The organism is Paenibacillus whitsoniae (genome assembly GCF_003955665.1).
GTDB classification, from domain to species: domain Bacteria; phylum Bacillota; class Bacilli; order Paenibacillales; family NBRC-103111; genus Paenibacillus_E; species Paenibacillus_E whitsoniae.
In genome coordinates this window covers 125,249-144,858 of the sequence record NZ_RXHU01000082.1, presented here as the reverse complement: position 1 = coordinate 144,858, position 19,610 = coordinate 125,249, and the positions used below count along the sequence as shown (strand labels likewise).

Genomic DNA, 19,610 nt, shown 5'->3' with positions numbered 1-19,610 from the left:
CAAGAAGGCAGGCTTTTGGGTCTATCCTACCTGAAAAGGTGGCTTTCGCCGAAAAAGCCTGCTGAATTGCAGGAATTTCTCAGAAGCCGGGGAGGGGATTAAGAGATTCCTGCCTATTTGCAGGTTTCGGCTCCCCGTCTCGTCCACCCCGTCCCCTCTACCCGCTGCTTGATGCTCGAATCCACCCCTCATCAATCACGCCCAGCACGAATCCTCTTGCACCGTTTGCCACTTCACAAGAAGCGACTCTGCAAGAAGCCGTTCCACAAGAATACCTCCACCCTGTACACCGCTCACACCAACGCGACACCAAAGGAGAGGAGCTCCTCGATATGACAAGAAAAAAGATCGGTCTGGTCGATCTGGATACGTCTCATCCGGCCAGTTTTGTGCCCATCCTGCGGGAGATGGGCTATGAGGTCGCCACCATCTTCGACGGCGGCACGGTGCACCCTGCGGGCTACGCGGAACGATTCGCCCACCAGCACAGCATCCCGCATGTCGCGTCCAGCCTGCAGGAGGTGGTGCAAAAGGCGGATATCGCCTTCCTCCACGGCTGCAACTGGGAGCTGCGCACCGAGCGTGCACGACCTTTTATCGAAGCCGGCATACCGGTCTTCCTCGACAAGCCGGTCGCGGGCAGCCCCGAGCATCTGCGCATCCTGGCCGACTGGGCGAAGCAAGGCGCCGTCCTGACCGGCGGCTCGGCGCTGCGCGTCAGCGACGAGGTCAAAGCGTGGCAGGCAGAGGCGATCCCGCCGGATGAATGGGTCTATGGCCTCGCAGGCTGCGCCATTGACGAATTCAACTATGGCATCCATGCCTATGCCATGGTGCAGGGGCTGCTTGGCCCGGGCATCGCCGCTGCGCAGCACAAGAGCAGCCAAGGTGGTCAGCGCCAGGTGGAGCTGACTTGGGCGGACGGCCGCCGCTTTCTGATCAGCGTAGGCGAAACCAAGGGCTACCTCCCGTTCTATGCGAACCTCGTGACGCAGACGACAACGCATTACATCCGAACCGATAACAGCAAGCTATATCGTGCATTGCTGAACGAGGTGATGCCGTACCTGAGCGGCGACACGACGGAGCCGCCGATCCCGTTCGACCTTCTCATCGAAATCGAGCTGGCGGCGTTGGCGGCGAAGCTGTCCGAAGAACAGGGGGGCCGGCGAATCGAACTCGCGGACATTCCCCTGAACTACGCCGGCTATGATGGTCAAGCCTTCGCGCAAAGCTACCGCGACGCCAAATACCCGCCGGTCGGAGGTGCCGTATGATCAAGATTGCGCAAGCCGCGCTCGCCGTCGAAAAAGAACCGCTGCTCTATCCCTTCGGCTTCAAGGGCGGCTCCCTCAGCGAGCTGTGGCAGACGATGGTCGGGCTTCAGAGCGAGAATGGGCACACCGCAGTAGGCTTGGGGATTCAGAGTGTGCTGTGGTCGGATCCGGGCGTGTTTTTTAGTGCGACGGAGCAGGCGGGGAACGAGCAGATGCTTGCCATCACCCATCACGCACTCGCCCAAACACGCGGTGCCGCGTTCAGTACGCCGCTGGAGCTGTCCCACGGCCTCCGCGCTTCCGGGCTCGCCTCCGGCCGCGAAGTGACTGGTCGCGCTGAGCTGCGTGAAACGTTCGCGCTGAACGCGCTTGTGCCGCTCGATCATGCCGCGTGGCTGTTATACGCGCGGGAGACAGGCCGCGAGCAATACGATGCGATGCTGCCTGAACCCTATCGCGAGTTGCTCAGCTACCGCAATGCGGAGCTGGGCCTCACGCCGGTAGTTGGCTATGGGCAGTCGCTGGAGGACATTCGAGGGATGCTGGATCAGGGCTATTTTGTGCTGAAAATCAAAATCGGCTCCGATCCCGACAAAGACGGCGATCTAAGCAAAATGCTCGCCTGGGATATGCAGCGGCTCACTGAGATCCATGCGTTGGCCGCGGAGCGCACCACGCCGTATACGGACAGCGGCCGCATCCTCTACTACCTGGATGCGAACGGCCGCTACGATACGATGGATCGGCTGCTGCGCTTCCTGGATCACGCCGATCGCATCGGCGCGCTGGCGCGCATCGTTCTCCTCGAGGAGCCGTTCCCCGAGGAGAACAAAAACCCCGTGCACGCCGCGCCTGTGCGCGTCACGGCGGACGAGAGCGTCCACGGTGTGGAGGACGCCATAGAACGCATCGCGCTGGGCTACGGCGCCATCACGCTCAAGCCGATCGCGAAGACGCTCAGCGTCGCGCTCGAAGTGGCGCAGGCAGCGCTGACGCGCGGCGTGCCGTGCCTGTGCGCAGACCTGACCGTCAATCCGTGGATGCTGGATTGGAACAAAAACCTCGCCGCCCGGCTCGCCCCCCTCCCGGGGCTGAAGGTCGGCATTCTCGAGTCCAACGGGCATCAGAATTATGCCCATTGGGCGCGGATGCAGGGCTACCACCCCGAGGGCCGGGCGCCTTGGACGCAGAGCGCGGGCGGTGTGTACACGCTCGGCGACGATTTTTACGCGCGCAGCGGTGGCAGCTTTGGGCGGAGCTCGCATTACGAAGCTGTGTTGGCGGAGGCGTGGGGCTAGGGAGGCCGCCAGGTGCCAGGCACCATTTTGACCCAGCAAGAGCCCTAACGCTGTGCGGGTTCCCTGCCTTCCTTGTGTTCTTGGACAATCTGTGATAAACTATCCATGCTAGTTGTATCAGGCGAAGAATAGGCAATTGGGGTGCTAACAATGGAAATTTTCATGAAAATTTTGCTCATCATAGCTTCGGTAGGGTTAATTGCGATTGTCCTTTTACAGAAAGGGAAAAGTGCAGGCTTGTCCGGTGCGATCTCCGGTGGTGCTGAGCATTTGTTCGGAAAGCAGAAGGCACGTGGACTTGAGTTGTTCCTGTCTCGCTTTACTATGGGGCTTGCTGCGGCATTTTTCATCCTATCCATCGTTGTTGCGTACGTCGTGAAGTCCTAACCCACATAAATCGAACACAGCAGGGGAATTCTACTCCTGCTGTTTTTGCATTTCTATGGACAGGAAAAGAAAGGAAGATCGGACATCGAAGAACGTGTTTACAAGTCGACGGAACCGTTTTATTGGGAAGGGCGCGGAGAGAAGCGGGGAACCGGGATCCTCATGATCCATGGGTTTACAGGCTCGCCTTCGGAATTCAGACGAATCGGATACGCCTTGCGGGACGAAGGCTACACCATTCAAGCGGTGAGACTGCCTGGGCACGGCACCTCGCCGGAGGATATGCGGCGCACCGGATGGACGGATTGGTATGGGCATGTGCTGGAGAGTTATGAAGCGCTTGCGGCCAGATGCCGGCAAGTGGTCATTATGGGGCATTCGATGGGCGGCTTGCTTGCTCTGAAGCTGGCGGCGGAACGCCGGACGGCCGGGGTGATTTCTTTGGCGGCGCCTCTGCGGCTGAGGTCGCGGAAATCGGCGCTCGCGGCGGTGCTGCAATATGTTATCCCCTATATCGCCAAAAAGCCTAGAACAAGCTCCACCTTGCTGGACGAGTCATGTGCTTATACCAAAACGCCGATTCGCTGCGTTGTCTCTTTGCGGAAGCTGATGAGGCATGTGAAAGGCCTGCTGTCACGGATTGAGGCACCCATTTGGATCGGTCAAGGATTGCGGGATGGGGTGGTGCATCCGGACAGCGCTTCTTTTTTGCAGGAAAAAGTGGGATCGGGATGGAAAGAATTACATATGTATCCTCAATCGTCTCATGGACTTCTGCTCGATCAGGAAAGAGAGCGAATTTATGCGGACATCGCAGCGTTTATCCTTTCTTTGCCTGTGGCATACTATGGAGTGAGGGAATTAAGAACGGCGGAGTAGATAAACCGAGAAGAAGGTGAAAGTCATGAGAGTAACAGGAGATCAAATCGTAAGCTTCATGCAAGAGCAGGCGTACAAGCCAATGACGTACAAGGAGCTGGAAAAGCATTTTGGCGTGGGGCGTGCGGACGATTTTAAAGAATTTATCAAGCTTCTGAATCAGTTGGAGGAAAGCGGTGACGTGGTGCGGGGCGCGAATGACCGGTACGGGGTGCCGGAGCGCATGAATTTGGTGAAGGGACGGCTGCAGGCGCATGCCAAAGGTTTTGCATTTCTGATTCCTGAGGATCGCGAGCATCCGGATGTCTATATTAACGCAAACGATCTGCATACGGCGATGAACAATGATATCGTTTTTGTGCGGATTACAGCGAAGAGCCAAGGCGGCGGCCGCCTGGAAGGCGAAGTTGTTAAAATTATTGCGCGCGCGAACACGCAGATCGTCGGTGTTTTTCAAGGGATGGAGACGTATGCGTTCGTGATTGCGGATGATAAAAGGTTGGCGCGGGATATTTTTATCCCCCAGCAGGCGTTTAACGGAGCGGTGACCGGGCAAAAAGTCGTCGTCCGCATCGTGAACTATCCGGAAGGCCGTTCGGCCGCGGAGGGCGAAGTCATTGAAATCTTGGGTCATAAGGATGACCCTGGTGTAGATATTCTGGCGATCGTGCGCAAGCACCAACTGCCGGAAGTGTTTCCGGAGGACGTGATGGCCGAGGCGGACGCCGTGCCGGACCGGATTTCGGAAGAGGAGATCGTCAGCCAAGGGCGCCGCGATTTGCGAGGGAAGCGGATCGTCACGATCGACGGCGAGGATGCCAAGGATTTGGACGATGCAGTGAATGTGGAAGTGTTGGAAAATGGGAACGTACGACTTGGCGTTCATATCGCCGACGTCAGCTATTACGTGCGCGAAGGCTCTGCGCTGGATACCGAAGCGTATAACCGCGGCTGCTCCGTGTACTTGACCGACCGTGTCATTCCGATGCTGCCGCACCGGCTGTCGAACGGCATTTGCTCGCTGAATCCGCAAGTGGACCGGCTGACGATGTCGTGTGAGATGGAATTTGACGCCGATCTGAAGGTCGTCTCTCATGATATCTTCACAAGCGTAATCCGGACGAGCGAGCGCATGACGTACAAGAATGTACGTTTGCTGCTGACGGGCGAAGCGGAACCGGAGCTCGTCGAACGGTATGCGTATTTGATGGAAGATTTTAAACGTATGGAGGCGCTGGCGGCGCGTCTTCGTTCCCGGCGGATGAAGCGGGGGGCCATTGATTTTGACTTTGAAGAGTCCAAAATCCTTGTCGATGCAGACGGCAAACCGACGGACATCGTGAAGCGCGAGCGCTCCGTGGCCGAAATGATGATCGAAGAGTTCATGCTGGCGGCGAATGAGACGGTTGCGGAGCATTTTACGTGGCTGAAAGTGCCGTTCCTGTATCGGATTCACGAAGATCCGGACGCGGAGAAGCTGATGAATTTCATGGAGTTTGTGACGACATTCGGCTATGCGATGAAGGGCGGCAAAGGCGGTACGATCCACGCGCGTGCTCTGCAAAATTTGCTTGAAGAGATCAAAGATACGCCGGAGGAGACGGTTATCTCCAAAGTAATGCTTCGTTCCATGAAGCAGGCGCGTTACGATTCACAGAGCTTGGGGCATTTCGGGCTGGCGGCGGAGTTTTATTCGCATTTTACATCGCCGATTCGGCGTTATCCTGACTTGGTCATTCATCGGGTCATTCGTGAGGTATTGGAGAACGGTGGCACCCTGTCTGATGAAAGGCACGAATATTTGGCTTCGCGGATGAACGATATTGCGCAGCAATCGTCGGAACGCGAGCGTATCGCAGTCGATGCGGAGCGGGAAACGGAAGCCCTCAAGAAAGCGCAGTACATGCTGGACAAAATCGGCGAGGAATTCGAAGGCATTATCTCTTCGGTCACGGGCTTCGGGATGTTCATCGAGCTTGATAATACCGTTGAAGGCCTCATTCGTCTCAGCGATCTGACCGATGATTACTACAATCATCACGAGCAGCAGCATGCTTTGATCGGCGAGCGCACCTCGAAAATGTTCCGCATCGGCGACAGTGTCAAGGTTCGTGTCGTCCGCGTAAATATGGATGAGCATACGGTGGATTTTGAGCTTGTGGATATGAAGCCGCGCAAAGAGGGTGTGTTCCCGCGCCGCGCTGGCGGCGGTGGCGGCAAGTTCAAGGGCGCCGGCGGGTTTAAGGGCTTCCGCGGCGGTAAAGGCGCTGTGGGCAAAGGCGGCGCAGACAGAGGCAAGGGCAAAGATAAGGGCAACGACAGAGGCAACGACAAAGGCAAGAGCGGTACTGGCCGCCGGGAGAAAGGGAAGGGCGGCTATGTGGCAGTAGGCACCAGCGAAAGCGCGGCGCCGGAGGGCGTTCGCGGCCGGAAGCGCAGCCGCGGTGATGGGGCTGCTGCGGCTGGCGAGGCTGCGCCGCAGCGTGTGGAAGGCGGCGGCGTGACGGACGCCGCCGGCGGTGCGAAGGCACGGCGGAAAAAGTCGTCCGGGGACGACGCGCCGTGGTGGGATAAGAAGCGCGGCAAGAAAGGCCGCGCTGGTGGCGGTACGCTGAGCGAAGGCGGTTCGCTCAGCGAGCGGTTGGCGGCTGTCGGCGCCGGGCGCACCGACAGCGGAACCGGCCGCCGCGCGGCCAAGGGCCGCGGCGGGATTGCGCTGGGGGGCGGCGGCGGTGAGGCCGCCCCTGATACGGGCGCCGCGCCTGCGGAGCGCGGCGCGGTGGATTGGGCGAGCGGCGTGAACGCGCTCGCGAAGGGTGGCCGCCGCCGGAGCGAAGGCGGCGAAGGCAGTGATAAGAAGCGGCGGCGGTAGCGCCGCTTCTTGCTTTTCTGCAGTGATCTTGCTACAATAAATTGCACTCATTGTAGCAAGATCACTTGCTTTTTAGCAGGCGTGCGGAAGGGGGACATCTCACGTGGCAACCAAGAAGGCAGACGGCAAACTGCTGGCGCAGAATAAGAAAGCTTCGCATGATTATTTTATAGAAGACACCTATGAATGCGGTCTTGTGTTGACCGGCACGGAGATCAAATCCTTGCGGATGGGTCGTGCGAACATCGGAGACAGCTTTTCAACGATTCGCAATGGCGAAGCTTTTGTTCACAACATGCACATCAGCCCGTTTGAGCAGGGGAATCGCAGCAATCCGGAAGATCCTACGAGGACGCGTAAACTGCTTTTGAAAAAGGCGCAAATCGCCAAAATGCTTGGTCAAGCCAAGCAAGAGGGCTATACGCTTGTGCCGCTGAAAGTGTACATTCGCAATGGCTATGCCAAGCTTTTGCTCGGCATCGGCAAAGGGAAAAAGCAATTCGACAAGCGGGAATCCGCCGCGAAAAAAGATGCACAACGCGACATTCAACGTGCGCTGCGCGAGAAGCAAAAAGTCGCGAGATGATTGGTTGGTATGGAAGCGAGCACCTTCACTTCCATGAAGCTGGACGTTCCATTTTGGCGTCTGTGTGGTATACTAGGTTTACAGCTTGAGATGAGCTGTAGTGACTAGCGCGAGTAACGCGTCCTTTTAACCTTCACCGTTCTGATGAGCGGCTGGTGAAGGCAATCCGGGGGTGTTCTTGGATTCGACGGGGATAGTTTGAGCGCGGGTTGCGGGTAGTGGGGCCGCGTCCACTATAAAACGCTAAAGCCTATTAAATGGCAAACAACAACAAACTTACGCTTTCGCAGCTTAATAACCTGTGAGCGTGCTTCTACTCAGCATCGCCCATGTGACTGGGATAGGGGCTCAACTATAGTGGGATACGACGTTCGGTCTCCGTCTGGGGTCGACGTAAGAAGATAATCAGACTGACCCAACGCATAGCCGGTTACGGGGCGCTGCTCGGGTGACATCAAAACTGTGACTACACCCGTAGATGCCTGTGTGGCGATATTTTCGGACAGGGGTTCGACTCCCCTCACCTCCATTTAAGTACGGAAACAAAGAAGAGGGATCAGACGGTCAGCATATCGACGATATGCCAATCGTCTGATTTTTTTATGGTGATTTTCTTAAAGAGGGACTGCACAATTTGCTTTTGAGTCGAGGTGTCAATCAGTTGCCAATTGCTTTTTAGATCATCAAATGTCTTACGTACCTCAGATAGCGGAATAGTTTGTTCCGGTTCGGGTTCAGCCTTTTCTTTGATCGCCTGAATCCGTTTTTCCTCCTGGTCGATCAAAGCCGCGTAATCATCGCCCGAAAGCTTTCCGTCTCCTAACGCCATCATCCAATTGCGCCGGCGCTTCTGGCTGATCTCCAATTCCTTCGGTAAGTTTACTTTGTTGCGTGGGGACTTGGCCTTCGGATTTTGGAACCCGTCGTCAACAAGCTCAATATGCGCCAATACGATTTTACTCAATTTGGTTTCCGAAATGCTCCGTGCATCGCATGTGCCTTTGGCATATTGATTAAGGCAACGATAACCTGTGTACTTCTTCCCGCTATGAACGCTAGTGTTTCCGACATAGTTTGCACCGCACTCCCCGCATTTGATAATACCGCTGTAGGCGTAATCAAACGATCGCCTTGACATATGCCCATCGGCACGCCTCTTGCGAAATGTCTGTGCTTTTTCAAATTGTTCTTTGCTGACAATCGCGGGGTGAGTGCCAGGCGTGATTATGCGCTGCTCCTCCGGCCAATCCTCAGCCTTGAAGTGATTGTATCCGGCGTACGTTGGATTCTTCAAGACGTTGCGAACCGTCTTGTTGTCCCATTTGCCGCCTTCTTTTGTTTGAGACTTCTCATTCATATACTTCGCTATTTTGGTAACGCCCCAGCCTTCCTCGGTATACAAGTCAAATACCTCTTTTACAAGAAGCGCCTCTTCCTGTACGATCACTAATTCCAGTCCCAGTGCCGTCATCCATTATCACCTATCAGAAAGCTATATCCGAGAGGCGGCCTAGACATATGTCGCCCGCCGTTCCTGGCCTTCTTTTCTAGCCCCTTTAACGTCTCTTCGCGAAGGTTATTGATATACAGCTCAGCCCATATTCCGTTCAGTTGCAGGAAAGCTTTCCCCATGGGAGAGCGTGTGTCGATTTCATCCTGCCCTTGAGCGGCGATAATCAGCCGGATGTCCAGTTTGTTCACCATGTCGATAAAAGCGATGATGTCACCCATGTTGCGACTAAGGCGGTCAAGCTTGTGGATCAGCAGCGCTTCGAATCGTTTGGATTTCATGTCCTTGATCATTTCTTGTACACCCTTGCGTTTGAATGTCTTCCCGCTGACGCCAGGATCGGAATAGACGCGGTACAACTGGAGCCCTTTGCGCTCAATGGTTTGCATCAGCAGGTCTTCCTGCGCTTCCAAACTAAATCCTTCTTCGGCCTGCATGGCCGTACTTACCCTGGTGTAAATGGCAGCTCTCATATTTTCCTCCAGTCAAACATATGTTCTATTTTTATGTATAGTAAACAGCCTTACGGCTGGAAAACGCAGAAGGTTAGAAATTAAAGTATGTATTCTCGTCACGCCAGAAACTGGATCGCGGCGGCTTCTTCAGATGTGCAACTTCCTCTGGTACGCCGCACAACCGCGCAGCATCGTAAATCGACACACCGGTTAGGAGTGACTCATCCGGAATAAGAAGTTCTACCGCCAGCGTATTGGCTTCCTTTTCAATTTTCTCGATAGATTGCAAGGTGTGTCGCCGTAGAAAAGGCGTGTTTACTTTAGGATGAAGCACCGCATGTCCTAATTCATGGGCACAGGTAAAGCGTTGGTCAACTTCATCTAGTCCCGAATTAATATGGATCATCGGTATCCTTTTATATGTGTTAAAGTAGCCCATCATTTCGCCAAGCGGTTCGAACAGGATAAGGATGTTTTTCTCAGCAGCAATGGTGAAAGGATTGTTCGTTCCATATTTGCGGATAAGCTGGCTGACAAGTTGTTTAATTGCCATCCGATAACCCCTCTTATTTGTTTTTATTTGGGTTAAATTTCTGCTTGGCCATCTGCTTGGCTATGCGCAAGGAATTTTCAAGTGAAATCTTCATAAGCTCTTTTGTCTCGTCATCCATTGGTTCGCCATGGAATGCCAGAGCTTCGTTAGTTTCAAGTTCACCAATCATGCGTTCCAAATCGGCAGCAATATCACGTTCTTCTTTGGATGTAAGTCCAAACGAACTATAAGATGTATTTATGCCTTGCGTATCATCTTTATAAGTCGTATCAATGTCACTCTTATGAACGCCGAAAACATCAGCAATTTTTTGAATGATTCCATGAGATGGTTTTGAACGATAGTTTAAATAGTCGCTTACAGTGGAGGGCTTAATATTTATCTTTTCAGCAAGTGTTTTCTGAGTCATGTTGTGTTGTTCCAAGTACTTCTTTATATTCTCGGCTATGACAACCTTTGGATCTTCAATCATTCCAAAACACTCATCCCTTCGAAAAATACGTTAAGATCGTATATATTTACTATAATATCGTAATTATCTGTATTGCGCAAGTATAAAAATATGATTATAACGTATTTCTATGTTGACAATACGAAAATAACGTGTTAATTTTAACTTGCGAGTACGAAGAAAACGTACTTTTCCATCAAAGTGAGAAAGGAGACTTTGAAAACTTATGGATGAGCTTAGAAGTATAAGTGAGCTTAGGGAAAGTTACTGCTTGTCGCAAAAAGAGTTAGCGGAGATTCTTGGCATTAGTAGTAAGACACTTTGGAATTATGAGCAAGATTCAAGCAATATACCGAATGCTGTTCTTTCAAAGATTATGATCGTGTTTGAAGTAAAGTATGATCAAATTTTTTTGGGCAAGAAGTACGAAAAAAACGTACTGAAGCGTCAGATTATTTTTGATCGTGCTGCTCAGTTGAAGAACTCGGCTCATGACGAAACCTGTGCTACCAGCGCGTGACCCGAGATAACTAGCGTTTCACCCGTCACAGTGAAACGCTGGATAGCGGCGCGAAACATTAAGGAGGTTTGTATGAAAGCAATTTTGAAGTCAAGCCAACTCTCTTATGAGTTATTAGAGCGTATTGCCTTGCAGGTTCGCGCCGCGAAAGAGCAGCAAGCTAAACAGATGGAAACGAAGAACAAAAGGAAGAAAGGGGTTGTGTAAGCTATGGCAGTTATCACGGAAGGACTCAAAACACTTGACAATCCGTTAGGCAAAATGTTGGAAAAGTCGGAAAGTTCGTTTTTGAATGAACTGCGGGAGCTTGTAGGGGCGAGAAATATTTTCAAATTGGAGCAAGAGGTGTTGCCAGATCGCCACGGCGAAGCTGAGTATCTGATCGTCCGCATGCTGATCGGCAGTTCACGCCCATCTCGTTGCATTGAATACACGTATGGATTCAAGCGGGACGACTTCTGGAAGGATGTTGATGTCCACTTGTATGACGTGGAACGGATTTATCAATTTGCGGGGTTAGGGGGCGGCGTGGATGCCATTAGACACTAGTGCAAAGAACGCAATCAAGAAAGATCTCACACAGTTGTTACCGTTAATCAAACGCGTATCGCAACTGATCGACGAAGTGGAGAACGAATGGACGGATCATTTTAACGAAAACGATCCTGACGATATGTACTTGCGCTCCATGTATTATCGCATCCAGGAGAAGTTGGACGATGCCCGCCGGATTGCGCAGCATGTGACAGCGGAAGAATCGGCGAAGGGAAAACTCAGGAAGAACAGTGCAGGGCGCTACGAAATAACCGGTTCGGGCGTGTATTTTACATCTGGATCGTCAATTGAATTTTTGCTTGAGGATGACGGCCGGATACGTTGGGTGAATTCACGCGTCGAACACAACGGCAAGGACTATTACATCGTCGCTGCACCAGATTTGAGAATGGCCGGAGTTATGGCGCGAACAAAAGATTTGCCTGCGTGGTACTAGGGATGACAAATCCCTTTCTTTTTTACCCTTGTTGCAAAATATGTAAGTCGCCGCTGTTGAAAACAAAAATACGAGTCGAAAGGGCGCGGATCACCATGAAAAAGGAAATTTTGCGCAAGGCTGCTTATTGGCTCCAAGTCGAAGAAGTATCTCACGAGCCGGCTGTTCAGCGGTATGCCCGCAGGAAGTACGAGCAGTACATGTCCAGTTTGAAGCCGGTCGCTCTGCGTCTGGCGGTGGGGAGGTGATGGGAGAATGCAGTGGAGATATGAAGGCATGTACGTGATGCGTAATGATCAGGGCGTCATTATCCGGATCGAGGAGGAGCAGCCCGAAGGGTTTGAGCATCCGGAGTTGCCGAAGGAAGAGAAAGATCAATTGCGCTATCGCGTAATTGGCGATTGATTGGCCTGATCGTGGAGGGCGCGCTAAGGCGTGCTTTGTCCGATGACGCCAATGGGTCATCCAAACAATTAAAGAAGGGAGACGAGTGTTATCGAACCTCGCTACGACGAATTTGGCATACCGCTTGCTAGGTCGGGCGTCAGCGGGCGGATTTGGGCGCTATGCGGAATGGATATGGACGCGTTCGAGCAGGAAGTGGAGCAATATTTTGCGCGTGGGTATCCAGGATGGAAGGTAGCCGCCATCAGTTTCGACGAGCGGATCATCTGGTTAAAGGATGTGAGGAGGTCGAGACGACACGGAAGATAGGCGCCAAGTACAAGCACAATGGGAGCTGGCGATTATGATTTTAGATTATCAGCAGGAGGTCAACGCCTTTTATGATTGGCTCGAAACAAACACGTTGTCTGATGCAGCTATTGTTCTGTGGCACGCGTTGATGCACACATGCAATCGGGCTGGATGGCCGGACGAGTTTGCAGTAGCCGTATCAACCCTGAGTAACAAAACGGGGTTAAAAAAGGATGCGATTAACCGAGCGCGGCACCGATTGCAACAAACCGGTAGGATTGATTTTTCAAGTAGACCAGGACAGCAGTCAGCGGTTTACAAAATAATATCACTTTGCGGCGTTTTAAACGACGCAACCCACGTCTCAAACCGAGCGCAAACAGCGTCACAAAGCGCGTCACAAACTGCGACACAAACCGCATCCATTAATAAAGATCTTTCTTCTTCTACTTCATCATCTTCTGGCAAGCCGTATGAATCATTTTATTCAGCACATGTGAGGGTGTTTGGTTTTGAATGCAATCCATTCCAAAGCCAAGAACTCGGGGCTTATATCGATCAGGATGGAATGGAGGAGGCGGTTGTAGTCCGTGCGATCGAGAGGGCTGCAAGGGCATCGGCAGGGTATAATTTTAAACTTATCACAAGAATTCTGGATGACTATTTCAAGTCTAAGGCGCTGACTCTACAGCAGGCTGAGGCGATAGACGCTGCTTTCGATGCTCAAAAAGCGAGAAGGGCAGATGAAGGCAGTTCAAGCACAGGCGGCGTTCCTAGGCTAACCAAACAACAGCAAGAACTGGAAGACTTAAGACGTCGATCAGAGGAGGCGAGGCAGCGTGAACATGTCAGAAGTGTTTGATCTCATGTTTGAAATCAAGAAAAATTATGCTGCATTTGACGTAAGCGACGACGAAGTTGATCGGCATTACAAGTATTTAAAGGATTTCCCCTTCGATGCTGCTATGAGGAACTTGGACGCTTACGTAAAGGCCAATTCGTATCCACCAAAAATAGCGGACATCCGCGGTCGTCTCGGCGATCAGATCGATAGTGAGCGGAGTAAACTCCAGGCGGCGGAAAACGAGGCTTATCTCGTGCATTGGTCTTTGAAGAAGAGTGAGCCGCCACCAAACTATTGGCAGTCAGTACGGGAAAGGTTAAACGGTGGGCAATCATGAACGAGCAAATGAATATTCAGATGCCAGTCGACATTCGAGCAGAGCAGGCGGTGCTGGGATCGATCTTTATCGAAAAAGACGTGTTCAGTATTGTCAGTGATCGTTTGATTGGTGGGGAGTTTGACAGGGAGACGCACAAGCGCGTTTATCGTGCGATGACGAAGGTCGCCGAAAGCGGACGTCCCATTGACCTTGTCACCGTGACAGCAGAGCTGCAGGATTCAAAAGAACTTGAAGCAGTTGGAGGAGTTAGCTATTTATCTGAGTTGTCAGCAGCGGTGCCAACAACGGCGAATGTGGGATATTACATCGATCGCGTTCAGGAAATGTTTTTGCGGCGAGAGGCAATAAAAACAGCGATGGATCTTGTCAAGCAGGCGACAGAGGAGCAAAACGTCCACGCATTTATCGCAATGGCCGAGACGTCAGCGTTAAAATTATCCGATAAAGCAGCACCTCAGAAAGATTTTCAGCCGATCAAGCAAGTGCTTCTTAGCGCGTGGGACGATGCGGAGCGGCGTTACAACGCAAGGCATACGAATCGTGGTATAACTGGCATTCCCAGCGGGTTTACTGATCTTGATAACATGACAGCAGGTTTCCAAAGCGGCGACTTGATCATCGTAGCAGCTCGGCCTTCTGTCGGTAAGACGGCTTTAGCGCTCAACGTTGGGCAAAATGTCGCGACAATGACGGGCGAAAACACTGCGATTTTTAGTTTGGAGATGTCAGTCCTCCAGTTGGCACAACGCATGATTTGCGCCGAAGCAAATATCGATGCAAGCCGGATGCGCACAGGATTCTTTGATGACGATGACTGGAGTAAAATGTCTATGGCCGTGGGCAAGCTGGCTGAATCAGGTATCTTTATCGACGATACGCCAGGCATGACGGTAAACGAGATCCGCTCCAAGTGCAGGCGTCTGAAAAAGGAAAAAACGCTTGGCATGGTCATTATCGATTATTTGCAACTGATCCAAAGCAGCAAGCGCGGATCTAACCGGCAGGAAGAGGTTTCGGAAATATCCCGAACGCTGAAGCAGTTGGCGCGTGAGCTTGAAGTGCCGGTCATTGCATTATCTCAGCTCAGCCGTGGTGTCGAGCAGCGGGCAGACAAGCGGCCAATGATGTCCGACCTCCGAGAGTCCGGTGCGATTGAGCAGGACGCCGACATTGTTGCCTTCTTGTACCGAGACGATTACTACGACAAAGAGTCCGAGAAGAAGAACATCATCGAGATTATCATTGCCAAACAGCGGAATGGTCCGGTCGGGACAGTGGAACTGGCGTTTCTCAAGCAGTTCAACAAATTCGTGAATCTGGACCGAACGAACTCAACTACGGAACCGGCAGGCAGAAGAAAAGTGCCGGATATGCACAGAAGGGCGTAAAGCCTATGAGTGATAAGGCAGTAAAAATTATCGAGTCGGTGTTGAAGACAATCATTGAGCAACGGAAACGGGATATTTCGAAGATGATGCTTTACGTGTATCCTGGTTCACCGTTACTGGAAGAAGGATATGTGAAAACGAAATACGGCGTACTCGTTGTTACCGAGAACCCTTGGGCGACAAAAGGCACGGCATACATAAGGGAAGAGACTAGCAAGGGCAGTGCATTCGCTTGGGTGTCTAGACGCCAGGTAACAAAATGAATATTAAAGGACTTGGAGGGTTAAAATGCCAAACCTTGAAGAATGCCCCCATTGCCATAAGAAGGTTGATAAGAACCGTAACCATTACACCGATTACGGTCAAAGATGGCATATACGGTGCTTCAATGAATTTGAACGTGATCGCGACCGCATTCGGAAGGAAGAAAAGGAAAAGAAGCAACGGACTGTTTGAATAATCAATGACTTGGGGTGACCGAATGTGATAAAGGTGTACATTGACCGAAAGAAAAAACGTGGATCTGGATACTTTGTTAAATCAAAAAGATTCCACTCATTAGCTAAGGCTCACAAGTATTGCAACCATCTCGACCGTATAGGCAAAGAGTATCGGATGTTCGAGTTTTAATGGACAGGTTGAATAACGAAGAACTTGGGGGTGCGAAATGCGGATCGGAATTCTGGACATCGATTCGGAGATGAAAGCCGATAATCGCGGCATCAAAAGGAAGTACCCCAATGTGGCTTGTGGGAAGATTTACGGTTATCACAAGGTTGCTGGAGATGAAGTGATTTATCCGTGGAAGGGACAGAAGGTCGACAAATTGTATATTTCCACGATCTTCACCAGTACCAAGCCCGCAATATTGCGTCAGATGCCGCTGTACCAAGCAATGGCAAAAGAAGTCTTTATAGGCGGATCAGGATGGGACGATTACTCCAAAAAGCCATATGTCATAACTAAGCTCCCGAAGGAAATTCAGGATTTTGACGATCCTAAATGGCTTTACGAGATGTACGACATCGATTATGGAATTGGATTCACAACACGTGGCTGCTCTGTGAACTGCTCGTTTTGTCTGGTGAGCAAGAAAGAGGGGGCTATCGAATACGCTGATACGCCAATCACGAAGATCGTCAATCCAAAGTCAAAGCACATCGTGCTGATGAACAACAACAGCATTGCACATGATGACTTTTGGGCGGATGTGGCTGAGATTAAGGCCCGCGGATTATCTATCCATTGGGATCAAGCAAATGACATCACACTTGTTACACCAAAGGTTGCGGAGGCGTTAGGCTGTGTCAATTACCGCAGCTTTAATGGGTCGGACAAAGAATTGAAGTTCGCTTTCGATTTGCTTGTTAGGCGTAAGGGAATTGTCTTGGAAACAGCATCCCACAACAGCCTGAATGCACTTGACCTCGATCTCGACAAGGATGGGTTCTACTTCATCGATAACGGTCCGGAGTTCAATTCTCCGAAGGGCATGCGGCTTTTACTGGATACCCGATACGAAAACATTCATGGCGACATATCAATGATCGCAAAACAAGCTGAGAACAGGCTTACAGGAGAACTTGAAACTGTAATGACTATCACTTACAACATGATGAAGCTCGTTCCTCGGAAAATCAGACTAATGCAAGAATATGGAATTGAGCCGTATCATCTTATGTTCTACGTCCTTATCGGCTTCAATACCACGGAAGACGAGGACATCGCAAGGATCGAAATACTAAAGGAATTCCGCAGCCGGCCCTACCCGATGCTATTCCGCGACTTAACCGGAAAAGCCGGAGTAGACGGATCAGGGAAACCCCAGTCGTTTCATTGCCGGCCATTTCGAGATTGGGTGGTAACAGGGCTTTATAAGAAACAAGCATTTCACGATTTCACAAGATATCACCTGCGGAAGAAGCAAGCTGAAGAAAAGCTACTGCAGCAAGAGACAGAGGAGCATCAGCTCTCGCTGTTCTGACGGACAGGTTGAATAATCAAATACATGGGAGGGTACGACAAGATGAACAAACACCAAAAAGCAGAAATGCAATTGGATAAAATAGCACAGATTATGCGACTCGCTGCTGAAATTACCGCTAAAACGGAAAAAGTGGTTTTCATCCGTTACGAAGCTCACGTGAATTGGTTAGAGGTGGAGGTTTGCCCGAATAAGACGCTCCATTCCTCATTTTTGTACGAAGATCAGATTGACTTAGACAATAATCCACCATTAAGCCGGTTTGATAAAGCTATCACAAGATTGCAGAAATATCTTGCGAACGCAGGTTGAATAAACAAGGACATGAGGTGACAACGTGGATAAACGGAATTATACAAGGGATGATGTTTGCGAAGCTCTTGTCGAGCACGTCAAGGACATAAATCATCAGTTATCGTTGAAGATAGGAAATCTCCATCATCGAGAAGGATACGACAACGCTGCCATGCTTTTGTTGGCTAAGTCTCAAGCTTTAAGTGCTCTAGCTGCTGTGGCGCCATCTAGAGAATAGGAATGAATATTGAAATACATGAAAGGGCTGAACGCATGCAATTCGTTATCTTATGGTTCATTTTTGTAGAATTTTTGAAATCGATCTACCGAAGCATCTTCAGGTTGAAATGAGGGACGAACAAGTGAAATTGACTCGCCTGGAATCGTTGGTGTATGAAAGGCTCAAAGTGCAACCAGGGCCACCTCGTGAAACGGCCTGCTATCTGAAATTGGACTTAGTAAAGGTAAAGCAAACGTTTAAGCTGCTCATAGATTACGGAGCTATTACCAGAACTGGAAGCAGAAGGTACTCGGTGTATGAAGCACAAGGATTGCCGTATGAAATCATCTCATCTCGGAGGGGAATTCGGGAATTGAGAGAAGAGGATGCTGATTGGTTTGTTGAGCTATCAACAGATGATAAAAGGCTTCTCAAAGCTAGAAAAGGCTTGCCACGATCACAACTAGCAAAGGAATTTGGTTTGACAAAGCTGCAGCTCAACTTTGCGCTAATGGCGTTGGAAAAAGAGGTGCATAAGAAACGTGGAAAACGGAAACTGGCTAGAAAGCATTCATGATTTAAAGCGGAGTTATCGGAAGACACACCGGATTCTCCAGCAGGCAAAAGAGCGTGCTGAACAAGCCAATGATGAAGCGGAGCTTATCACGATAAAGGAAATGATGTCGGACGTTGTCTATGCCATTGAATGGATGCACACCGGTCGTCGTCCTGGAAACAAAAGGGGGATTGAACGTCGTGCCGGGTATCAGCGCTATAAGCTTTTAGATCCACTCCGAATGCAGTCATTTGTCAGCAATACGACGGCAGCTAGCCCATCAACATTAACGGATCATCAACGTTATCAGATAAAGGATGCTCTCTCCAGATTAAGTGAGCAGGAGCGAGAATGTTATGTTCTGGCTCATGGACACTGCCTATCTTATAGCGATATTGCAAAGTTACTGAATATTGCGAAAAGTAGTGTTCAAACTTACGTCGAGAGGGCTCAAAAAAAAGTTTCAGAAGATCTGCAAAACAGCCTCTTCCTTATATGGGAATAGGCTTTTTTTGTCGAAATTTGTCGTACGATTGCCACCTATAGGTGAATGAACAAAACGAAACTTGGAGGGAAGGAGTTATGAATCAGTATAGTAACTACGAAGTTGATTTAAAAACACATGCGTATGAACGATACCGCGAGCGAGTCGGGAAAAAATCATTTTCCGATGTGCTGGATTGGTGCAAGGAACAGATACTGGGCGGTAATTATGGGGCGATTGAAAGAGGGCTAATAAACATTGATGGCGTCTGGTTTGCATGCCGGTTGGAAGAGCAACATTTAATTCTGGTTACGTGCTATGGCCGGACAACGGCCAATCTGCCAGCCGGAATGAAATGGGCCTTAAAGCACAACGATCGGATTAACCTTGATACGATCTCGGGCATTGGAGTGATGCCACCGTGAATTATGTCCATCCCATTAAAGACCCAGAAGTTGTGGCCGACATCAAAGCCTTCCTAAAAGAGAACAACAAGCGAAATTTCATGATGTTCTTATTAGGCGTTGATACGGGACTTCGAATTTGCGACATTCTTAAGCTTCGCGTTCGCGATGTGGTTGGATCACATATCGAAGTCAAGGAGAAGAAGACCGGAAAGAATAAAAGGATTCTAATTACCAAAGAGCTGCGGAAGGAAATTAAAGAGTACGTTTCTGGGATGCAGCAGCACGAGTATCTTATCAGAAGCAGAGAAGGTTACAACAAGCCGATTGGCAGGAATATGGCTTACAAAATAATTAGAGAGGTGGCACGAGAGTTTTCCCTCCAAGGAATTGGGTGCCACTCACTGCGTAAGACATTTGGATATACGTTCTATCATCTGTCTGACAAGGATGTTGGGATGCTTCAGCAATTTTTCGGCCACTCTTCACCCAAGATTACTTTGCGGTATATCGGCATTGAGCAGGATTCACTAGATAGCCTCCTAAAACGCTACAAATCATCGTGAGTTAATCATATTACAGATAGGTGTAACTCGATTAAGGGATCATGAGAAAACCTAG

General features: G+C 50.6%; 27 protein-coding genes and 1 other RNA gene. 24 read left to right on the top strand and 4 right to left on the bottom strand.

What is annotated here, in order from left to right:
* Window positions 1–332 precede the first annotated feature (332 nt).
* From EJQ19_RS25215 to ssrA, 7 genes are all read left to right on the top strand, one after another.
* Window positions 333–1,277 carry a Gfo/Idh/MocA family oxidoreductase gene (locus EJQ19_RS25215; RefSeq protein ID WP_126143993.1) on the top strand — a complete coding sequence of 315 codons (945 nt, stop codon included), beginning with the start codon at window positions 333–335 and terminating at the stop codon, window positions 1,275–1,277.
* Window positions 1,274–2,575, top strand: a complete 1,302-nt coding sequence (locus EJQ19_RS25210; protein WP_126143992.1) for an enolase C-terminal domain-like protein — start codon at window positions 1,274–1,276, stop codon at window positions 2,573–2,575. Before EJQ19_RS25215 ends, EJQ19_RS25210 begins: the two co-directional genes overlap by 4 nt.
* Window positions 2,576–2,725: 150 nt before the next feature.
* Entirely contained in the window at window positions 2,726–2,962 is a 237-nt protein-coding gene (secG, locus tag EJQ19_RS25205; RefSeq protein WP_126143991.1) for a preprotein translocase subunit SecG, read from the top strand.
* Between the two features lie 162 nt (window positions 2,963–3,124).
* Window positions 3,125–3,841: an alpha/beta hydrolase gene (locus EJQ19_RS25200; RefSeq protein WP_126143990.1), complete on the top strand. Its 717-nt coding sequence runs from the start codon at window positions 3,125–3,127 to the stop codon at window positions 3,839–3,841.
* 25 nt (window positions 3,842–3,866) lie between these two features.
* A complete protein-coding gene (gene rnr, locus EJQ19_RS25195; RefSeq protein WP_126143989.1) occupies window positions 3,867–6,713 on the top strand; it encodes a ribonuclease R in 2,847 nt (948 codons plus the stop codon).
* Window positions 6,714–6,816: 103 nt separating this feature from the next.
* The gene (gene smpB, locus EJQ19_RS25190; RefSeq protein ID WP_126143988.1) at window positions 6,817–7,299 is read left to right on the top strand and encodes an SsrA-binding protein SmpB; all 483 of its coding nucleotides are present in this window, start codon (window positions 6,817–6,819) and stop codon (window positions 7,297–7,299) included.
* A gap of 168 nt (window positions 7,300–7,467) precedes the next feature.
* Window positions 7,468–7,831, top strand: a transfer-messenger RNA (tmRNA) gene (gene ssrA, locus EJQ19_RS25185).
* A 24-nt stretch (window positions 7,832–7,855) separates the two neighbouring features.
* Here the strand turns inward: ssrA and EJQ19_RS25180 are convergent.
* From EJQ19_RS25180 to EJQ19_RS32255, 4 genes are all read right to left on the bottom strand, one after another.
* Complete coding sequence (locus EJQ19_RS25180) at window positions 7,856–8,770, bottom strand: recombinase family protein (RefSeq protein ID WP_126143987.1); 915 nt, start codon at window positions 8,768–8,770, stop codon at window positions 7,856–7,858.
* A complete protein-coding gene (locus tag EJQ19_RS25175) occupies window positions 8,767–9,282 on the bottom strand; it encodes a recombinase family protein (protein WP_126143986.1) in 516 nt (171 codons plus the stop codon). Before EJQ19_RS25175 ends, EJQ19_RS25180 begins: the two co-directional genes overlap by 4 nt.
* 73 nt (window positions 9,283–9,355) lie before the next feature.
* A complete protein-coding gene (locus EJQ19_RS25170; RefSeq protein WP_126143985.1) occupies window positions 9,356–9,817 on the bottom strand; it encodes an ImmA/IrrE family metallo-endopeptidase in 462 nt (153 codons plus the stop codon).
* Between the two features lie 13 nt (window positions 9,818–9,830).
* On the bottom strand, window positions 9,831–10,289 hold the full coding sequence (locus EJQ19_RS32255) for a helix-turn-helix domain-containing protein (protein WP_206438488.1): 459 nt from the start codon (window positions 10,287–10,289) through the stop codon (window positions 9,831–9,833).
* 205 nt (window positions 10,290–10,494) lie between these two features.
* Here EJQ19_RS32255 and EJQ19_RS25160 point away from each other — a divergent pair, with 205 nt between their 5' ends.
* The 17 genes from EJQ19_RS25160 (at window position 10,495) to EJQ19_RS25090 (ending at window position 19,555) form a co-directional block, all read left to right on the top strand.
* On the top strand, window positions 10,495–10,788 hold the full coding sequence (locus EJQ19_RS25160; RefSeq protein WP_126143984.1) for a helix-turn-helix domain-containing protein: 294 nt from the start codon (window positions 10,495–10,497) through the stop codon (window positions 10,786–10,788).
* A gap of 72 nt (window positions 10,789–10,860) precedes the next feature.
* Window positions 10,861–10,995, top strand: a complete 135-nt coding sequence (locus EJQ19_RS32930; protein WP_277600985.1) for a hypothetical protein — start codon at window positions 10,861–10,863, stop codon at window positions 10,993–10,995.
* Between the two features lie 3 nt (window positions 10,996–10,998).
* The gene (locus tag EJQ19_RS25155) at window positions 10,999–11,337 is read left to right on the top strand and encodes a hypothetical protein (protein ID WP_126143983.1); all 339 of its coding nucleotides are present in this window, start codon (window positions 10,999–11,001) and stop codon (window positions 11,335–11,337) included.
* Entirely contained in the window at window positions 11,321–11,779 is a 459-nt protein-coding gene (locus EJQ19_RS25150; RefSeq protein ID WP_126143982.1) for a DUF5348 domain-containing protein, read from the top strand. The genes EJQ19_RS25155 and EJQ19_RS25150 overlap by 17 nt, the downstream gene beginning before the upstream one ends.
* A 95-nt stretch (window positions 11,780–11,874) precedes the next feature.
* Window positions 11,875–12,027, top strand: a complete 153-nt coding sequence (locus EJQ19_RS32000; protein ID WP_164716715.1) for a hypothetical protein — start codon at window positions 11,875–11,877, stop codon at window positions 12,025–12,027.
* A 7-nt stretch (window positions 12,028–12,034) separates the two neighbouring features.
* A complete protein-coding gene (locus tag EJQ19_RS31995; RefSeq protein WP_164716714.1) occupies window positions 12,035–12,184 on the top strand; it encodes a hypothetical protein in 150 nt (49 codons plus the stop codon).
* 343 nt (window positions 12,185–12,527) lie between these two features.
* On the top strand, window positions 12,528–13,337 hold the full coding sequence (locus tag EJQ19_RS25140) for a DnaD domain protein (RefSeq protein ID WP_126143981.1): 810 nt from the start codon (window positions 12,528–12,530) through the stop codon (window positions 13,335–13,337).
* A complete protein-coding gene (locus EJQ19_RS25135; RefSeq protein WP_241243083.1) occupies window positions 13,321–13,656 on the top strand; it encodes a hypothetical protein in 336 nt (111 codons plus the stop codon). The genes EJQ19_RS25140 and EJQ19_RS25135 overlap by 17 nt, the downstream gene beginning before the upstream one ends.
* Window positions 13,653–15,047 (top strand): replicative DNA helicase, encoded by a 1,395-nt coding sequence (gene dnaB, locus EJQ19_RS25130; RefSeq protein ID WP_126143979.1) that lies wholly within the window; start codon window positions 13,653–13,655, stop codon window positions 15,045–15,047. The genes EJQ19_RS25135 and dnaB overlap by 4 nt, the downstream gene beginning before the upstream one ends.
* A gap of 5 nt (window positions 15,048–15,052) precedes the next feature.
* A complete protein-coding gene (locus EJQ19_RS25125; RefSeq protein WP_126143978.1) occupies window positions 15,053–15,310 on the top strand; it encodes a hypothetical protein in 258 nt (85 codons plus the stop codon).
* Between the two features lie 404 nt (window positions 15,311–15,714).
* Window positions 15,715–17,031: a radical SAM protein gene (locus tag EJQ19_RS25120; RefSeq protein ID WP_126143977.1), complete on the top strand. Its 1,317-nt coding sequence runs from the start codon at window positions 15,715–15,717 to the stop codon at window positions 17,029–17,031.
* Between the two features lie 42 nt (window positions 17,032–17,073).
* Window positions 17,074–17,343 carry a hypothetical protein gene (locus EJQ19_RS25115; RefSeq protein ID WP_126143976.1) on the top strand — a complete coding sequence of 90 codons (270 nt, stop codon included), beginning with the start codon at window positions 17,074–17,076 and terminating at the stop codon, window positions 17,341–17,343.
* A gap of 25 nt (window positions 17,344–17,368) precedes the next feature.
* The gene (locus EJQ19_RS25110; protein WP_126143975.1) at window positions 17,369–17,563 is read left to right on the top strand and encodes a hypothetical protein; all 195 of its coding nucleotides are present in this window, start codon (window positions 17,369–17,371) and stop codon (window positions 17,561–17,563) included.
* A gap of 124 nt (window positions 17,564–17,687) precedes the next feature.
* The gene (locus EJQ19_RS25105; protein WP_126143974.1) at window positions 17,688–18,122 is read left to right on the top strand and encodes a hypothetical protein; all 435 of its coding nucleotides are present in this window, start codon (window positions 17,688–17,690) and stop codon (window positions 18,120–18,122) included.
* Window positions 18,088–18,606, top strand: coding sequence for a sigma-70 family RNA polymerase sigma factor (locus EJQ19_RS25100; protein ID WP_241243080.1), 519 nt, complete (start codon window positions 18,088–18,090; stop codon window positions 18,604–18,606). The genes EJQ19_RS25105 and EJQ19_RS25100 overlap by 35 nt, the downstream gene beginning before the upstream one ends.
* Window positions 18,607–18,683: 77 nt before the next feature.
* Window positions 18,684–19,010, top strand: a complete 327-nt coding sequence (locus EJQ19_RS25095; protein WP_126143973.1) for a hypothetical protein — start codon at window positions 18,684–18,686, stop codon at window positions 19,008–19,010.
* Window positions 19,007–19,555, top strand: a complete 549-nt coding sequence (locus tag EJQ19_RS25090; protein ID WP_126143972.1) for a tyrosine-type recombinase/integrase — start codon at window positions 19,007–19,009, stop codon at window positions 19,553–19,555. The genes EJQ19_RS25095 and EJQ19_RS25090 overlap by 4 nt, the downstream gene beginning before the upstream one ends.
* Window positions 19,556–19,610: the final 55 nt, after the last annotated feature.

Bases quoted from the DNA above. Each gene is read 5' to 3' on its own strand.
- secG (WP_126143991.1), top strand. From the start codon at position 2,726: ATGGAAATTTTCATGAAAATTTTGCTCATCATAGCTTCGGTAGGGTTA.
- EJQ19_RS25200 (WP_126143990.1), top strand. From the start codon at position 3,125: ATGATCCATGGGTTTACAGGCTCGCCTTCGGAATTCAGACGAATCGGA.
- EJQ19_RS25215 (WP_126143993.1), top strand. From the start codon at position 333: ATGACAAGAAAAAAGATCGGTCTGGTCGATCTGGATACGTCTCATCCG.
- EJQ19_RS25120 (WP_126143977.1), top strand. From the start codon at position 15,715: ATGCGGATCGGAATTCTGGACATCGATTCGGAGATGAAAGCCGATAAT.
- EJQ19_RS25170 (WP_126143985.1), bottom strand. From the start codon at position 9,817: ATGGCAATTAAACAACTTGTCAGCCAGCTTATCCGCAAATATGGAACG.
- EJQ19_RS25180 (WP_126143987.1), bottom strand. From the start codon at position 8,770: ATGACGGCACTGGGACTGGAATTAGTGATCGTACAGGAAGAGGCGCTT.
- EJQ19_RS25160 (WP_126143984.1), top strand. From the start codon at position 10,495: ATGGATGAGCTTAGAAGTATAAGTGAGCTTAGGGAAAGTTACTGCTTG.
- EJQ19_RS32930 (WP_277600985.1), top strand. From the start codon at position 10,861: ATGAAAGCAATTTTGAAGTCAAGCCAACTCTCTTATGAGTTATTAGAG.
- EJQ19_RS25210 (WP_126143992.1), top strand. From the start codon at position 1,274: ATGATCAAGATTGCGCAAGCCGCGCTCGCCGTCGAAAAAGAACCGCTG.
- EJQ19_RS32255 (WP_206438488.1), bottom strand. From the start codon at position 10,289: ATGATTGAAGATCCAAAGGTTGTCATAGCCGAGAATATAAAGAAGTAC.
- EJQ19_RS32000 (WP_164716715.1), top strand. From the start codon at position 11,875: ATGAAAAAGGAAATTTTGCGCAAGGCTGCTTATTGGCTCCAAGTCGAA.
- EJQ19_RS25135 (WP_241243083.1), top strand. From the start codon at position 13,321: ATGTCAGAAGTGTTTGATCTCATGTTTGAAATCAAGAAAAATTATGCT.
- EJQ19_RS25095 (WP_126143973.1), top strand. From the start codon at position 18,684: ATGAATCAGTATAGTAACTACGAAGTTGATTTAAAAACACATGCGTAT.
- EJQ19_RS25115 (WP_126143976.1), top strand. From the start codon at position 17,074: ATGAACAAACACCAAAAAGCAGAAATGCAATTGGATAAAATAGCACAG.
- EJQ19_RS25155 (WP_126143983.1), top strand. From the start codon at position 10,999: ATGGCAGTTATCACGGAAGGACTCAAAACACTTGACAATCCGTTAGGC.
- rnr (WP_126143989.1), top strand. From the start codon at position 3,867: ATGAGAGTAACAGGAGATCAAATCGTAAGCTTCATGCAAGAGCAGGCG.
- EJQ19_RS31995 (WP_164716714.1), top strand. From the start codon at position 12,035: ATGCAGTGGAGATATGAAGGCATGTACGTGATGCGTAATGATCAGGGC.
- EJQ19_RS25175 (WP_126143986.1), bottom strand. From the start codon at position 9,282: ATGAGAGCTGCCATTTACACCAGGGTAAGTACGGCCATGCAGGCCGAA.
- EJQ19_RS25150 (WP_126143982.1), top strand. From the start codon at position 11,321: ATGCCATTAGACACTAGTGCAAAGAACGCAATCAAGAAAGATCTCACA.
- EJQ19_RS25125 (WP_126143978.1), top strand. From the start codon at position 15,053: ATGAGTGATAAGGCAGTAAAAATTATCGAGTCGGTGTTGAAGACAATC.
- dnaB (WP_126143979.1), top strand. From the start codon at position 13,653: ATGAACGAGCAAATGAATATTCAGATGCCAGTCGACATTCGAGCAGAG.
- EJQ19_RS25140 (WP_126143981.1), top strand. From the start codon at position 12,528: ATGATTTTAGATTATCAGCAGGAGGTCAACGCCTTTTATGATTGGCTC.